The 14,987-nt window shown below is 53.8% G+C and carries 13 protein-coding genes; 11 read left to right on the forward strand and 2 right to left on the reverse strand.

All coding sequences use genetic code 11. From position 1 onward, the window contains the following. The first annotated feature begins 3 nt into the window (after window positions 1–3). Window positions 4–1,665 carry a flagellar hook-associated protein FlgK gene (gene flgK / locus ACLD4F_RS00900; protein WP_000096425.1) on the forward strand — a complete coding sequence of 554 codons (1,662 nt, stop codon included), beginning with the start codon at window positions 4–6 and terminating at the stop codon, window positions 1,663–1,665. Window positions 1,666–1,679: 14 nt separating this feature from the next. Beyond that, window positions 1,680–2,633 carry a flagellar hook-associated protein FlgL gene (flgL, locus tag ACLD4F_RS00905; protein WP_058331241.1) on the forward strand — a complete coding sequence of 318 codons (954 nt, stop codon included), beginning with the start codon at window positions 1,680–1,682 and terminating at the stop codon, window positions 2,631–2,633. A gap of 254 nt (window positions 2,634–2,887) precedes the next feature. Here the strand turns inward: flgL and rne are convergent, their stop codons facing one another. Continuing rightward, window positions 2,888–6,091 (reverse strand): ribonuclease E, encoded by a 3,204-nt coding sequence (gene rne / locus ACLD4F_RS00910; protein ID WP_411010637.1) that lies wholly within the window; start codon window positions 6,089–6,091, stop codon window positions 2,888–2,890. A 573-nt stretch (window positions 6,092–6,664) separates the two neighbouring features. Here rne and rluC point away from each other — a divergent pair. Next, a complete protein-coding gene (rluC, locus tag ACLD4F_RS00915) occupies window positions 6,665–7,624 on the forward strand; it encodes a 23S rRNA pseudouridine(955/2504/2580) synthase RluC (protein ID WP_064043274.1) in 960 nt (319 codons plus the stop codon). A gap of 82 nt (window positions 7,625–7,706) precedes the next feature. Here the strand turns inward: rluC and ACLD4F_RS00920 are convergent, their stop codons facing one another. Then, window positions 7,707–8,291 carry a Maf family protein gene (locus ACLD4F_RS00920; protein ID WP_001137603.1) on the reverse strand — a complete coding sequence of 195 codons (585 nt, stop codon included), beginning with the start codon at window positions 8,289–8,291 and terminating at the stop codon, window positions 7,707–7,709. A gap of 197 nt (window positions 8,292–8,488) precedes the next feature. Here ACLD4F_RS00920 and yceD point away from each other — a divergent pair, with 197 nt between their 5' ends. From yceD to fabF, 8 genes are all read left to right on the forward strand, one after another. After that, a complete protein-coding gene (yceD, locus tag ACLD4F_RS00925; RefSeq protein WP_001174492.1) occupies window positions 8,489–9,010 on the forward strand; it encodes a 23S rRNA accumulation protein YceD in 522 nt (173 codons plus the stop codon). Between the two features lie 51 nt (window positions 9,011–9,061). Further along, entirely contained in the window at window positions 9,062–9,235 is a 174-nt protein-coding gene (gene rpmF, locus ACLD4F_RS00930; RefSeq protein ID WP_000290727.1) for a 50S ribosomal protein L32, read from the forward strand. Window positions 9,236–9,368: 133 nt separating this feature from the next. After that, the gene (gene plsX / locus ACLD4F_RS00935) at window positions 9,369–10,448 is read left to right on the forward strand and encodes a phosphate acyltransferase PlsX (protein WP_023220299.1); all 1,080 of its coding nucleotides are present in this window, start codon (window positions 9,369–9,371) and stop codon (window positions 10,446–10,448) included. Between the two features lie 79 nt (window positions 10,449–10,527). Continuing rightward, window positions 10,528–11,481 carry a beta-ketoacyl-ACP synthase III gene (gene fabH / locus ACLD4F_RS00940; RefSeq protein WP_000288148.1) on the forward strand — a complete coding sequence of 318 codons (954 nt, stop codon included), beginning with the start codon at window positions 10,528–10,530 and terminating at the stop codon, window positions 11,479–11,481. A gap of 15 nt (window positions 11,482–11,496) precedes the next feature. Further along, complete coding sequence (fabD, locus tag ACLD4F_RS00945) at window positions 11,497–12,426, forward strand: ACP S-malonyltransferase (protein ID WP_000191343.1); 930 nt, start codon at window positions 11,497–11,499, stop codon at window positions 12,424–12,426. Between the two features lie 12 nt (window positions 12,427–12,438). Then, window positions 12,439–13,173: a 3-oxoacyl-ACP reductase FabG gene (gene fabG / locus ACLD4F_RS00950; RefSeq protein ID WP_000007236.1), complete on the forward strand. Its 735-nt coding sequence runs from the start codon at window positions 12,439–12,441 to the stop codon at window positions 13,171–13,173. Window positions 13,174–13,328: 155 nt separating this feature from the next. Further along, window positions 13,329–13,565 carry an acyl carrier protein gene (gene acpP / locus ACLD4F_RS00955; RefSeq protein ID WP_000103754.1) on the forward strand — a complete coding sequence of 79 codons (237 nt, stop codon included), beginning with the start codon at window positions 13,329–13,331 and terminating at the stop codon, window positions 13,563–13,565. 85 nt (window positions 13,566–13,650) lie between these two features. Next, window positions 13,651–14,892, forward strand: coding sequence for a beta-ketoacyl-ACP synthase II (gene fabF, locus ACLD4F_RS00960; RefSeq protein ID WP_000044664.1), 1,242 nt, complete (start codon window positions 13,651–13,653; stop codon window positions 14,890–14,892). The last annotated feature ends 95 nt before the right edge of the window (window positions 14,893–14,987 follow it).

Consider the following 14,987-nt stretch of genomic DNA (forward strand, 5'->3'; position numbering starts at 1 on the left):
ATCATGTCCAGCTTGATTAATCACGCCATGAGCGGACTTAACGCCGCGCAGGCCGCGTTAAATACGGTCAGTAATAACATCAACAATTATAACGTTGCGGGTTATACCCGGCAGACAACTATTCTGGCGCAGGCAAACAGTACGTTAGGGGCTGGCGGCTGGATAGGTAATGGCGTTTACGTTTCAGGCGTACAGCGCGAATATGATGCGTTTATCACTAATCAGCTACGCGGCGCGCAAAACCAGAGCAGCGGCTTGACCACGCGCTATGAACAGATGTCGAAAATCGACAACCTGCTGGCCGATAAATCCAGCTCACTGTCTGGTTCGTTGCAGAGTTTTTTTACCAGCCTGCAAACGTTAGTCAGTAATGCGGAAGATCCTGCGGCGCGTCAGGCGCTGATTGGTAAAGCGGAAGGGCTGGTAAACCAGTTCAAAACCACCGATCAGTATCTGCGCGATCAGGATAAACAGGTCAATATCGCGATTGGCTCCAGCGTGGCGCAAATCAACAATTACGCGAAGCAGATAGCTAACCTGAACGATCAAATCTCCCGTATGACGGGCGTAGGCGCGGGCGCATCGCCGAACGACCTGCTCGATCAGCGTGATCAGTTGGTCAGCGAGCTTAACAAGATCGTTGGCGTCGAGGTGAGTGTACAGGACGGCGGCACCTATAACCTGACGATGGCCAATGGCTATACGCTGGTGCAGGGGTCGACGGCGCGTCAGTTGGCGGCGGTTCCCTCCAGCGCCGACCCGACGCGAACGACTGTCGCTTATGTCGATGAGGCCGCCGGTAACATCGAAATTCCGGAAAAGTTGCTGAACACCGGTTCGCTCGGCGGATTACTGACGTTCCGTTCTCAGGATCTGGATCAGACTCGTAATACGCTGGGCCAGTTGGCGTTGGCGTTTGCCGATGCGTTTAACGCGCAGCATACCAAAGGTTATGACGCCGACGGTAATAAAGGGAAAGACTTCTTTAGCATTGGCTCGCCGGTGGTATATAGCAACAGTAATAATGCCGATAAAACGGTATCGCTAACCGCTAAGGTGGTCGACAGCACGAAGGTTCAGGCGACGGATTATAAGATTGTTTTTGACGGTACAGACTGGCAGGTTACTCGCACTGCGGATAACACCACCTTCACGGCGACAAAAGATGCTGACGGAAAACTGGAGATTGACGGTCTGAAAGTGACGGTAGGGACCGGCGCACAGAAAAACGACAGTTTTCTTCTCAAGCCGGTCAGCAATGCTATCGTCGACATGAACGTTAAAGTGACAAATGAAGCCGAGATTGCGATGGCGTCTGAGTCAAAACTCGATCCTGATGTGGATACCGGCGACAGCGATAACCGCAATGGTCAGGCATTGCTGGACTTACAAAACAGCAATGTCGTGGGCGGCAACAAAACCTTTAACGATGCTTATGCCACGTTGGTCAGCGATGTGGGTAACAAAACGTCAACGCTGAAAACCAGCAGCACCACGCAGGCGAATGTGGTTAAACAGCTTTATAAACAGCAACAGTCGGTTTCCGGCGTTAACCTCGACGAAGAGTACGGCAATTTGCAGCGTTATCAGCAGTATTATCTGGCGAATGCGCAAGTATTGCAGACCGCGAATGCGCTGTTTGATGCGTTACTGAATATTCGCTAAAGGAGAAGGATGACATGCGTATCAGTACCCAGATGATGTACGAACAAAATATGAGCGGCATCACTAATTCTCAGGCCGAATGGATGAAGCTGGGCGAGCAGATGTCTACCGGTAAGCGCGTTACCAACCCATCTGACGATCCGATCGCCGCGTCGCAGGCGGTAGTACTCTCTCAGGCGCAGGCGCAGAATAGCCAGTACGCCCTGGCGCGTACGTTTGCCACCCAAAAAGTGTCGCTGGAAGAAAGCGTACTCAGTCAGGTGACGACGGCGATTCAAACCGCGCAGGAAAAAATCGTCTATGCCGGAAACGGCACATTAAGCGACGATGACCGCGCGTCACTGGCGACGGATTTACAGGGGATCCGCGATCAGCTGATGAACCTGGCAAACAGCACTGACGGCAATGGTCGCTATATCTTTGCCGGATATAAAACGGAAGCGGCGCCATTCGACCAGGCGACAGGTGGTTATCATGGTGGCGAGAAAAGTGTTACCCAGCAGGTGGATTCCGCACGCACGATGGTAATTGGCCATACGGGAGCGCAAATTTTTAATAGCATCACCAGCAATGCGGTGCCGGAACCGGATGGCTCGGACTCCGAAAAGAATCTGTTTGTCATGCTCGATACGGCAATTGCCGCGCTCAATACCCCGGTGGAAGGCAATGACGTGGAAAAAGAAAAGGCCGCTGCCGCCATTGATAAAACCAATCGCGGCTTAAAAAATTCGCTTAATAACGTCCTGACCGTTCGTGCGGAACTGGGAACGCAACTGAGCGAACTCAGTACGCTGGATTCACTGGGAAGCGACCGTGCGCTGGGACAGAAGTTGCAGATGAGCAACCTGGTAGATGTGGACTGGAACTCGGTCATCTCCTCCTACGTCATGCAACAGGCGGCATTACAGGCGTCCTATAAAACGTTTACCGACATGCAGGGAATGTCGCTTTTCCAGTTGAACCGGTAACGCCTCTTTTGAAACATATCACGAAACTGGATATGTTTTGTCTGCCCGCGCCATCCACCCCGGCGCGGGCATTTTTTAGTCGTCATTGAGTTAGTGGTCATATTGTCGCGCCCGTAGCGACGCCATCCGTACGTATTATCCCGCCCGATCTCATAAACGCCTGGAGTGACTAAAAGACGCCATGGGGTGAGGCATCGCCCTGTGAGGGGCATAAAAAAGCCGACCTGGCGGTCGGCTTTGTATCAGCATTTACATCATTCTACCGGCTGTGGTCGTGTTGCCGGGGCGCTGGCGTGGCGTGTGGCGCTGTGTCCGCCTGCTGCGCCTTTACCTTCAAAGTGGAAGGAAGGGCGCTGCCAGTCGCTATGGTGCGGGGTTTCCGGCACATATTCCGGCGCTGGCGCACGCGTCATCGGCGCGCTGGCGTGGTTATGATCGTCAACGCAGACAACGTCCTGCGGCTTTTCCACCACCTGGGCCGGTGCGATAACGGTTTCTTCTGCCGTGTGCTCCACAACAGCCGCTTCCGCTTTTGTCTCTTCTTCTGGCTCGACAACGACAACATCAGCCACGTTTTCAGCCACCGTAATGGACGCGTCGGCGGTTTCTGCTACCGGTTCGGCGTCAGCAATAACCTCTTGCGCTTCCGGCGTATCGCTTTCGGCAATCAGTTGCGGCTGTTCATCAACCGGCGCGGCAATCACTTCCGGATGCGTTGTCTCGACCTCGACGACTTCCGGCGCCTGTGGTTCGGCGACGGTCTGCGGCTCAACGGCAACGTTTTCTACCGCCTGTACCGACGCTTGTGGTTCGAGCGCTACGGTCGCAGCGATAACCTGCGGTTCAGCGACAACCGGTTGTGGCAGCGCCAGATCTGCTTCACGCTGCTCTTCAACAACCTGCGTTTCCTGAGGACGGACAATCGGGTAGCGGATCCAGACTTTACCGGACGCCATTTCCGGCGACGCGCAGGCGACGGTTAGCGGCATTGGCGATTGTGTCGGGTAGCGCTCGTCACGATAGCGACGGCGACGCTGACCGCTTACGCGCAGGTGGCGCGGAGAACGGCGGGAGCGACGCGGCATACCGGTATTATCGCGAGGTTCTACGCTATCATCCTGCTCCGGCGCGATATCGGCAACGACAGGTAAATCAACTTTCGCCAGCTCGGTACGCGGCGCTGGAACGGGCTGTTCAACGTTTTCAACCGGGCGTGGTTCGTCGACGACGACCGGCGTGTCAACCGTTTCAACCACTGCGCTGTTGGTAAAGCGGACTTTCTGATTAAGCTGACGCTGCTTGCGGCGCGGCTGAACCTGCTGAACGCGTTCTTCCTGCTCGGTCTCCTGGACAGGTTGTTCTTCGCGGTTAAGCGCTTTTACTTCCTGCTGCGCCTGGCGCTTGTCATCATTGCGGCGGCGGCTGCGTTCGCGACGCGGCGTCTGTTGCTGCTCATCGCCGGTTTTCACTTTTTCCGCCGTTTCCTGCTGGCGGGTGTCGCGCGTTTCCGCATTTTGCTGCTGCGCCTGGCGACGGTTACGACGATTATCGTCGCGGCTCTCGCCGCCGTCACGTCCGGCACGGTTATCACGGGTGTCGCGGCGTTCGTTACGATCGCGACGGTTGTTCTGCCGTGGCTTGCGACGATCCTGCTGACGCTCCGCTTTTTCTTCCGCTTTCGGCGCGGCTGTTTCGACGGCTTTCGTTTCTTCACCGCTGAACAGTTGTTTCAGCGCGTTAAGGAAGCGGCTAAACAGACCCGGCTGGGCAGGCTGCGCGGCGGCAACATTATCCTTTTTCGCCGTGGCGACGCTAACCGCCGGTTCGACAGGCGTCGGCGCCGGAGGCACATCTGGCATAGCGAATGTCGCCAGCGCAGGCTGTTCCGGGCGTTTACGCTCGGCGTACTCTTCTTCAGAAGGCAGCGCCATCGCTTCTTCGTGCAGCTTCGGCAGCATGTAGCTCAGGGTCGGCGTTTCTTCCCCTTTGCGTACGCGCAGCACGGAATAGTGCGGCGTTTCCATCTGATCGTTCGGGACGATGACACAGCGGACGCCATCCTGACGCGTCTCAATAGCGTTAACTGCCGTCCGTTTTTCGTTAAGCAGATAAGAGGCGATCGGCACCGGAACAATGGCATGGACTTCCTGCGTATTCTCTTTCAGCGCTTCTTCTTCAATCAGGCGCAGAATGGACAGCGACAGAGATTCGTTATCGCGCACGGTGCCGGTACCGCTACAGCGCGGACACACGTGATGGCTGGATTCGCCCAGCGACGGGCTCAGGCGCTGACGCGACATTTCGAGCAGGCCGAAGCGGGAAATATGGCTAATCTGAATACGCGCCCGGTCCTGACGCACCGCTTCACGCAGACGGTTTTCTACCGCGCGCTGGTGACGTACCGGCGTCATATCGATAAAGTCGATAACGATCAGGCCGCCCAGGTCGCGCAGACGCAACTGGCGGGCAATCTCGTCGGCTGCTTCGAGATTGGTGTTGAACGCGGTTTCTTCGATATCGCCGCCGCGAGTCGCGCGGGCGGAGTTGATATCGATGGCGGTTAACGCTTCGGTACTGTCAATGACGATGGAACCGCCGGAGGGCAGGCGCACTTCACGCTGGAACGCTGACTCGATCTGCGATTCGATCTGGTAATGGCTGAACAACGGGATTTCACCGGTGTATAGCTTAATTTTGCTGCTAAAATCCGGGCGGCCCAACGCGGCGATATGCTGACGCGCCATTTCCATCACTTTTGGATTGTCGATCAGGATTTCACCGATATCCTGACGCAGATAGTCGCGAAACGCGCGTACGATGACGTTGCTTTCCTGATGGATCAGGAACGGCGCGGGACGGCTTTCAGCGGCTTTCTGAATGGCTTCCCAGTGTTTCAGGCGGAAGCTTAAATCCCACTGCAACGCTTCGGCGGATTTACCCACGCCTGCGGTACGCACGATAAGCCCCATCCCTTCAGGAAGTTCCAGGCTGGCCAACGCTTCTTTTAACTCGGTACGATCGTCGCCTTCAATGCGACGGGAAATACCACCCGCGCGCGGGTTATTCGGCATCAGCACCAGGTAGCTGCCCGCCAGACTGATAAAGGTGGTTAACGCCGCGCCTTTGTTGCCGCGCTCTTCTTTATCGATTTGAACAATGACTTCCTGGCCTTCGCGTAACACGTCTTTAATGTTCGGGCGACCATGAGCGCTGTAGTTAGCGGGGAAATATTCGCGGGCAATTTCTTTTAACGGGAGGAAACCGTGACGTTCTGCGCCGTAATCAACAAAAGCCGCTTCCAGGCTCGGTTCAATACGGGTAATTTTGCCTTTATAGATGTTCGCTTTTTTCTGCTCGTGTCCGGGGCTTTCTATATCCAGATCGTACAGACGCTGCCCATCTACAAGGGCGACGCGCAACTCTTCCTGCTGAGTCGCGTTGATTAACATTCTTTTCATCGTAACTTACTCATTATTCTTACGTTGACGACTAAGCTGCGGGCATGGTGACGCCTTACCGGGCATGAACCGATGGCCTCGTGACTATTTCGCGTCGCCAACCTCACGGTTATCGTCAGCTCAAAGAGGCGCAGAGTGTCGGTTGCCTGTATTTCATACGGAAACACAGCGCAATTATCAGGGAAGCAGCCTGGGCATTACTCTCCAGAGAAGATCCTATCTACCGGTAAGGACTGCAACCCGCAGCCCGCTAACTGTCTGAAAAATCAATACGTCTTACGCCATTGCTGCGTTGATGATCGGTCAGACAAAATGGGTTATTCCGCTAAACTTTTTGTTTTAACAAGTTTCGGTGCGGAAACCGCATCATTATTCCACTGCTAACCTTGTTATAGCAAGATGACTTTTACCATTTATCACCCGCTTACTCACAGTTTTTTCACCAGCGCGAGCCAATCGCTTTAATAACCAGCAAAACCGCAGTGAAAAATGTTCATCCACTGGCGTAGGCGTCTCTATAAGCATAGAAAAATGTGTGGCGCGAATCTCACAGGCTATTTAGAATCGCCCCCCATGAAAACAGAAACGCCATCCGTAAAAATTGTTGCTATCGCCGCTGACGAAGCGGGGCAACGCATTGATAACTTTTTGCGCACCCAACTGAAAGGGGTACCAAAAAGTATGATTTATCGCATCTTGCGTAAAGGCGAGGTGCGGGTGAACAAAAAACGCATTAAACCGGAATACAAACTGGAAGCGGGTGATGAAGTCCGCATTCCGCCGGTTCGCGTTGCTGAACGCGAAGAAGAGGCCGTGTCGCCGCATTTGCAAAAAGTGGCGGCGTTGGCGGACGTCATTTTGTATGAAGACGACCATATTCTGGTGCTGAATAAGCCTTCCGGCACCGCCGTACACGGCGGGAGCGGGTTAAGTTTTGGCGTCATCGAAGGGCTGCGGGCGTTGCGTCCGGAAGCGCGATTCCTGGAACTGGTGCATCGTCTTGACCGCGATACCTCCGGCGTGCTGTTGGTGGCGAAAAAACGCTCCGCGCTGCGTTCGCTGCATGAGCAACTGCGCGAAAAGGGAATGCAGAAAGATTATCTGGCGCTGGTGCGCGGCCAGTGGCAATCGCACGTTAAAACCGTACAGGCGCCATTATTAAAGAACATTCTGCAAAGCGGCGAACGCATTGTCCGCGTGAGCCAGGAAGGTAAACCGTCAGAAACGCGCTTCAAGGTGGAAGAGCGTTATGCCTTCGCCACGCTGGTGCGCTGTAGCCCGGTCACGGGCCGTACGCATCAGATTCGCGTACATACCCAATATGCCGGTCACCCTATTGCGTTCGACGATCGCTACGGCGACCGTGAGTTTGATCAACAGCTTACCGAAGCGGGAACTGGTCTTAAACGTCTCTTTCTGCACGCCGCGGCGCTGAAATTCACACATCCGGGAACGGGCGATGTCATGCGCATTGAAGCGCCAATGGATAAGCAATTGAAGCGCTGCCTTGAGGTATTACGTAGTAAAGCCTGATGCACGTTGCTTATCAGGCCTACAATCGTGTGATGCACCGTAGGCCTGATAAGACGCATCGCGTCGCCATCAGGCAGATTAATCAGGCATTCAGCGGGTTCATCTCTTCCCGCCGCAGCATTTGACACAACGCGATCAGCGGCAAACCGATCAAGGTATTTGGGTCACGACCTTCCAGGCGTTCAAATAATGCAATGCCTAAACCTTCGCTTTTAAAACTTCCCGCGCAGTGCAGCGGATGCTCTTTACGGACATAGTCATCTATTTCCGCTTCGCTTAAATGGCGAAAATGAACGTCAAAAGGCTCCACTTCGGTTTGTAAGTGCCCGGAGGCGGAGTTATACAGTGCCAGTCCGGTATAAAACGTCACAATATTTCCGCTGGCTTTGGCTAATTGCTGACGCGCTTTTTCTTCCGTCAGCGGTTTGCCGGTGATTTCGCCGTCCAGAACACAAATTTGGTCGGAGCCAATAATCAAATGATTCGGGAAACGCGCGGCGAGCGATTGCGCCTTCGCCTGCGCCAGCCGCAGCACCAACTGACGCGGCGCTTCGCCCGGCATGGGGGTTTCATCAACATCCGGCGCGGCGCATTCGAAAGGAATCGTCAGCTTTTCCAGCAGCGCGCGACGCCAGGGAGAGGTAGACGCAAGGATGAGACGGGGCATATTTTTTCCCTCAGATATAGCGTAATGATGAGAGCCATCTTAAACTATGCTCTTCGGTCTTCAAGCCTGTCATACTGACTCGTCTTGAGCGAAAATAAGTCTGTAACCCGCAATGTGTGCGAATTATTGGCAAAAGGCAACCGCAGGCTGCCTTTTTCTTTGACTATATGACGTTACGAAGTTAATATGCGCGCCCTATGCAAAAGGTAAAATTACCCCTGACTCTTGATCCGGTTCGTACCGCTCAAAAACGCCTTGATTACCAGGGTATCTATACCCCCGATCAGGTTGAGCGCGTTGCCGAATCTGTAGTCAGTGTGGACAGTGATGTGGAATGCTCCATGTCGTTCGCTATCGATAACCAGCGTCTCGCCGTTTTAACCGGCGATGCGGTCGTTACGGTGTCGCTCGAATGCCAGCGTTGCGGGAAACCGTTTACCCATCAGGTTCACACAACGTATTGTTTTAGCCCTGTCCGTTCCGACGAGCAGGCTGAAGCACTGCCGGAAGCGTATGAGCCGATTGAGGTAAACGAATTCGGCGAAATCGATCTGCTGGCGACGGTTGAAGATGAAATCATCCTCGCCTTGCCGGTAGTTCCGGTGCATGATTCTGAACACTGTGAAGTGTCCGAGGCGGACATGGTCTTTGGCGAACTGCCTGATGAAGCGCAAAAGCCAAACCCATTTGCCGTATTAGCCAGCTTAAAGCGTAAGTAATAGGTCTTCCCCGCGGACGCAGGGATAAACCGTAATTGAGGAGTAAGGTCCATGGCCGTACAACAGAATAAACCAACCCGTTCCAAACGTGGCATGCGTCGTTCCCATGACGCTCTGACCGCAGTCACCAGCCTGTCTGTAGACAAAACTTCTGGTGAAAAACACCTGCGTCACCACATCACTGCCGACGGTTACTACCGCGGCCGTAAGGTCATCGCTAAGTAATCGCGCGATACTCGATGCCTTTTGCATCACAGGCGTGCCTGTGGTGTAAAAGCCGAAGAGTACAAGCGTGATAAAGCTTAGTGAGGATTTCTCCGCGTAAGCGGAGAACACCGAACCAGGCAGCGACGATACCTTGACACGTCTAACCCTGGCGTTAGATGTCATGGGGGGCGATTTTGGTCCTTCCGTGACGGTGCCTGCAGCATTGCAGGCACTGAACGCTAATTCGCAGCTCACTCTTCTTTTAGTCGGGAATCCCGATATTATCACGCCATTACTTGCCAAAGCTGACTTTGAACAACGTTCGCGTCTGCAGATTATCCCTGCACAGTCAGTTATTGCCAGTGATGCCCGGCCTTCGCAGGCGATCCGCGCCAGTCGCGGGACATCCATGCGTGTGGCCCTGGAGCTTGTGAAAGAAGGCCGAGCCGAAGCTTGCGTTAGCGCCGGTAATACCGGGGCGCTGATGGGGCTGGCGAAATTATTGCTCAAGCCTCTTGAGGGGATTGAGCGTCCGGCGTTGGTGACGGTATTACCGCACCAGCAAAAGGGCAAAACGGTAGTGCTTGATTTGGGTGCCAACGTCGACTGTGACAGTACCATGCTGGTGCAGTTTGCCGTGATGGGCGCCGTTTTGGCGGAAGAGGTCGTCGGGATCAAAAATCCCCGCGTGGCGCTACTCAATATCGGGGAAGAAGAAACCAAAGGCCTCGACAGTATTCGCGAAGCCTCTTTAATGTTAAAAACAGTCCCAACCATCAATTACATCGGCTACCTTGAGGCGAATGAGTTACTGACGGGAAAAACCGATGTACTGGTGTGTGACGGCTTTACAGGCAATGTCACACTTAAAACGATGGAGGGGGTTGTCAGAATGTTCCTTTCACTGCTGAAATCACAGGGCGAGGGGAAAAAACGGTCGTGGTGGCTGCTGTTATTAAAACGTTGGTTACAAAAAAGCCTGACGAGGCGATTCAGTCACCTCAACCCCGACCAGTATAATGGCGCCTGTCTGTTAGGATTGCGCGGCACGGTGATAAAAAGTCATGGTGCGGCCAATCAGCGAGCATTTGCAGTCGCGATTGAACAGGCAGTGCAGGCGGTGCAGCGACAAGTTCCTCTGCGAATTGCCGCTCGCCTGGAATCTGTATACCCAGCCGGATTTGAACCGCTGGACGATGGCAAAGGCGTAAACCTGCGGGCGCACAGATAATATCGCTGTCTCCCCGGCGCCGCCAGCGTGCCAGACGTTTACAGGTAACGGTATATAACCGAAAAGTGACTGAGCGTACATGTATACGAAGATTATTGGTACTGGCAGCTATCTGCCCGAACAAGTGCGGACTAACGCCGATCTGGAAAAAATGGTTGAGACCTCTGACGAGTGGATTGTCACTCGTACAGGTATTCGTGAACGCCATATCGCCGCGCCGAATGAAACTGTCGCGACGATGGGCTTTACCGCTGCGAATCGCGCGATTGAGATGGCGGGGATCGATAAAGACCAAATTGGCTTGATTGTGGTGGCTACCACATCAGCAACGCATGCATTTCCAAGCGCGGCATGTCAGATTCAAAGTATGCTCGGTATTAAAGGTTGCCCGGCGTTTGATGTCGCGGCAGCGTGCGCAGGTTTCACCTACGCGTTAAGCATCGCCGACCAGTACGTTAAATCCGGCGCGGTTAAACACGCGCTGGTGGTCGGTTCCGATGTATTAGCCCGCACTTGCGATCCTGGCGATCGCGGTACGATCATTATTTTCGGCGATGGCGCAGGCGCGGCCGTACTGAGCGCTTCTGAAGAACCGGGTATTATCTCCACTCATCTTCATGCCGATGGTCGTTACGGTGAATTACTGACCCTGCCGAATGCCGATCGCGTAAATCCGGATAACCCGATTTACCTGACAATGGCGGGCAATGAAGTCTTTAAAGTGGCGGTCACTGAACTGGCGCATATTGTCGATGAGACGCTGGCGGCTAATAACCTGGATCGCTCAGAACTCGATTGGCTGGTGCCGCATCAGGCTAACCTGCGTATCATTAGCGCGACAGCGAAAAAACTCGGCATGTCGATGGACAATGTCGTCGTCACGCTGGACAGGCACGGCAATACCTCCGCAGCTTCTGTGCCGTGCGCGCTGGATGAAGCCGTGCGTGACGGGCGAATTAAAGCCGGTCAGCTGGTATTGCTTGAAGCCTTCGGGGGTGGATTCACCTGGGGCTCCGCGCTGATTCGTTTCTAGTATAAGGATTTAAACATGACGCAATTTGCATTTGTGTTCCCCGGTCAGGGTTCTCAGAGCGTTGGGATGTTGGCCGAAATGGCGGCAAATTACCCTATCGTAGAAGAAACGTTTGCTGAAGCTTCTGCGGCTCTGGGATATGATCTGTGGGCGCTCACCCAGCAAGGTCCAGCGGAAGAACTGAATAAAACCTGGCAGACGCAGCCGGCGTTATTAACCGCTTCCGTCGCGCTTTGGCGCGTTTGGCAGCAGCAGGGCGGTAAAATGCCTGCGTTAATGGCAGGTCACAGCCTGGGCGAATATTCCGCGCTGGTTTGCGCTGGCGTCATCAACTTTGCTGATGCCGTTCGTCTGGTGGAAATGCGTGGTAAATTCATGCAGGAAGCGGTTCCGGAAGGCACTGGCGGCATGTCTGCGATCATCGGGCTGGATGATGCCTCTATTGCTAAAGCCTGTGAAGAATCTGCCGAAGGGCAGGTTGTTTCGCCGGTTAACTTTAACTCGCCGGGACAGGTGGTTATCGCCGGGCATAAAGAGGCGGTAGAACGCGCGGGCGCAGCCTGTAAAGCCGCTGGCGCGAAACGCGCGCTGCCGCTGCCGGTGAGCGTACCGTCGCACTGCGCGCTGATGAAACCAGCGGCAGATAAGCTGGCGGTTGAATTAGCCAAAATTACCTTTAGCGCGCCAACGGTGCCGGTAGTAAACAACGTTGACGTGAAATGTGAAACCGATGCCGCCGCTATCCGCGATGCGCTGGTTCGCCAGTTGTACAATCCGGTACAGTGGACGAAGAGCGTGGAATTTATCGCGGCGCAGGGCGTTGAACATCTTTATGAAGTGGGTCCAGGTAAAGTCCTCACTGGTCTGACGAAACGTATTGTCGACACCCTGACAGCGTCGGCGCTGAACGAGCCGGCGGCGCTGTCTGCGGCACTTACGCAATAAAAGAGGAAAACCATGAGCTTTGAAGGAAAGATTGCGCTGGTGACTGGTGCAAGCCGTGGCATAGGCCGCGCAATTGCAGAGACTCTCGTTGCCCGCGGCGCGAAAGTTATCGGGACTGCGACCAGTGAAAATGGTGCGAAGAACATTAGCGACTATTTAGGTGCTAACGGGAAAGGTTTGATGTTGAATGTGACCGATCCTGCATCTATTGAATCTGTTCTGGAAAATATTCGCGCAGAATTTGGTGAAGTGGATATCCTGGTTAATAATGCCGGTATCACTCGTGATAATCTGTTGATGCGAATGAAAGATGATGAGTGGAACGATATTATCGAAACCAACTTATCATCCGTTTTCCGCCTGTCAAAAGCGGTAATGCGCGCTATGATGAAAAAGCGTTGTGGTCGCATTATCACTATTGGTTCTGTGGTTGGTACCATGGGAAATGCAGGTCAGGCAAACTACGCTGCGGCGAAAGCGGGCCTGATCGGTTTCAGTAAATCACTGGCGCGTGAAGTTGCGTCCCGTGGTATTACTGTCAATGTTGTGGCTCCGGGTTTTATTGAAACGGACATGACGCGTGCGCTGTCTGACGATCAGCGTGCGGGTATCCTGGCGCAGGTGCCTGCGGGTCGCCTCGGCGGCGCTCAGGAAATCGCCAGTGCGGTTGCATTTTTAGCCTCTGACGAAGCGAGTTACATCACTGGTGAGACTCTGCACGTCAACGGCGGAATGTACATGGTTTAATCACGATTGAAAAATATTTGCGTTATTAGGGCGAAAGGCCGCAAAATAACGTAAAATCGTGGTAAGACCTGCCGGGATTTAGTTGCAAATTTTTCAACATTTTATACACTACGAAAACCATCGCGAAAGCGAGTTTTGATAGGAAATTTAAGAGTATGAGCACTATCGAAGAACGCGTTAAGAAAATTATCGGCGAACAGCTGGGCGTTAAGCAGGAAGAAGTAACCAACAATGCTTCTTTCGTTGAAGACCTGGGCGCAGATTCTCTTGACACCGTTGAGCTGGTAATGGCTCTGGAAGAAGAGTTTGATACTGAGATTCCGGACGAAGAAGCTGAGAAAATCACCACCGTTCAGGCTGCCATTGATTACATCAACGGCCACCAGGCGTAAGTGAACATCTCCAGGCGGTCGTTCGACCGCCTGAGTTTTATCTTTTTGTCCCACTAGAATCATTTTCCCTCCCTGGAGGACAACCGTGTCTAAGCGTCGTGTAGTTGTGACCGGACTGGGCATGTTGTCTCCTGTCGGCAATACCGTAGAGTCTACCTGGAAAGCTCTCCTTGCCGGTCAGAGTGGCATCAGCCTGATCGACCATTTCGATACTAGCGCCTATGCAACGAAATTTGCTGGCTTAGTAAAGGATTTTAACTGTGATGACATTATCTCGCGCAAAGAACAGCGCAAGATGGATGCCTTCATTCAATATGGAATTGTCGCTGGCGTACAGGCCATGCAGGATTCTGGCCTTGAAGTGACGGAAGAGAACGCAAGCCGTATTGGCGCCGCTATCGGCTCCGGTATCGGTGGTCTCGGTCTGATCGAAGAAAACCACAGTTCGCTGGTAAAAGGCGGACCGCGTAAGATTAGCCCGTTCTTTGTCCCGTCGACGATTGTTAACATGGTAGCAGGCCATCTGACTATCATGTATGGCCTGCGTGGGCCAAGCATCTCTATTGCGACTGCCTGTACTTCAGGCGTGCATAACATCGGCCATGCCGCGCGTATCATCGCCTATGGTGATGCGGACGCGATGGTGGCAGGTGGCGCAGAAAAAGCCAGTACGCCGCTGGGCGTAGGTGGTTTTGGCGCAGCGCGCGCGCTGTCGACCCGCAACGATAACCCACAGGCGGCGAGCCGTCCGTGGGATAAAGAACGCGATGGTTTTGTACTGGGCGACGGTGCCGGTATGTTGGTGCTTGAAGAGTACGAACATGCAAAAGCGCGTGGTGCGAAAATCTATGCTGAAATCGTCGGCTTTGGTATGAGCAGCGATGCTTACCATATGACGTCGCCGCCGGAAAATGGCGCAGGCGCTGCGCTGGCGATGGTTAACGCGTTGCGTGATGCCGCGATTGAGCCTGCTCAGATTGGCTACGTCAACGCGCATGGCACGTCGACGCCTGCCGGCGACAAAGCTGAGACGCAGGCGGTTAAGTCAGTCTTTGGCGATGCTGCAAGCCGAGTGATGGTGAGCTCGACCAAATCGATGACCGGCCATCTGTTGGGCGCCGCAGGCGCAGTAGAGTCTATTTTCTCTATTCTGGCGCTGCGCGATCAGGCCATTCCGCCAACCATTAATCTGGATAACCCGGATGAAGGTTGCGATCTGGACTTCGTGCCGCATGAAGCGCGCCAGGTCAGCGATCTGGAGTACGCTCTGTGTAACTCCTTTGGCTTTGGCGGAACTAACGGTTCCTTGATTTTTAAAAAGATCTAAGTTAAGCCAGAGACAGACATTAATAAAAAGGTCCGCTTGTCGGGCCTTTTTTATCAGGCATATCACCTCTTGTTCTGCGTTATTCATCCTGCCAC

The sequence above is a fragment of the Salmonella sp. 741265050_HSA genome (assembly GCF_046569445.1).
Lineage (GTDB): Bacteria > Pseudomonadota > Gammaproteobacteria > Enterobacterales > Enterobacteriaceae > Salmonella > Salmonella enterica.

What these genes read in the sequence shown, in the direction of transcription:
- flgL (WP_058331241.1), top strand. Translation starts at nt 1,680, where the DNA reads ATGCGTATCAGTACCCAGATGATGTACGAACAAAATATGAGCGGCATC.
- acpP (WP_000103754.1), top strand. Translation starts at nt 13,329, where the DNA reads ATGAGCACTATCGAAGAACGCGTTAAGAAAATTATCGGCGAACAGCTG.
- fabH (WP_000288148.1), top strand. Translation starts at nt 10,528, where the DNA reads ATGTATACGAAGATTATTGGTACTGGCAGCTATCTGCCCGAACAAGTG.
- ACLD4F_RS00920 (WP_001137603.1), bottom strand. Translation starts at nt 8,291, where the DNA reads ATGCCCCGTCTCATCCTTGCGTCTACCTCTCCCTGGCGTCGCGCGCTG.
- yceD (WP_001174492.1), top strand. Translation starts at nt 8,489, where the DNA reads ATGCAAAAGGTAAAATTACCCCTGACTCTTGATCCGGTTCGTACCGCT.
- fabG (WP_000007236.1), top strand. Translation starts at nt 12,439, where the DNA reads ATGAGCTTTGAAGGAAAGATTGCGCTGGTGACTGGTGCAAGCCGTGGC.
- rpmF (WP_000290727.1), top strand. Translation starts at nt 9,062, where the DNA reads ATGGCCGTACAACAGAATAAACCAACCCGTTCCAAACGTGGCATGCGT.
- rluC (WP_064043274.1), top strand. Translation starts at nt 6,665, where the DNA reads ATGAAAACAGAAACGCCATCCGTAAAAATTGTTGCTATCGCCGCTGAC.
- rne (WP_411010637.1), bottom strand. Translation starts at nt 6,091, where the DNA reads ATGAAAAGAATGTTAATCAACGCGACTCAGCAGGAAGAGTTGCGCGTC.
- flgK (WP_000096425.1), top strand. Translation starts at nt 4, where the DNA reads ATGTCCAGCTTGATTAATCACGCCATGAGCGGACTTAACGCCGCGCAG.
- fabD (WP_000191343.1), top strand. Translation starts at nt 11,497, where the DNA reads ATGACGCAATTTGCATTTGTGTTCCCCGGTCAGGGTTCTCAGAGCGTT.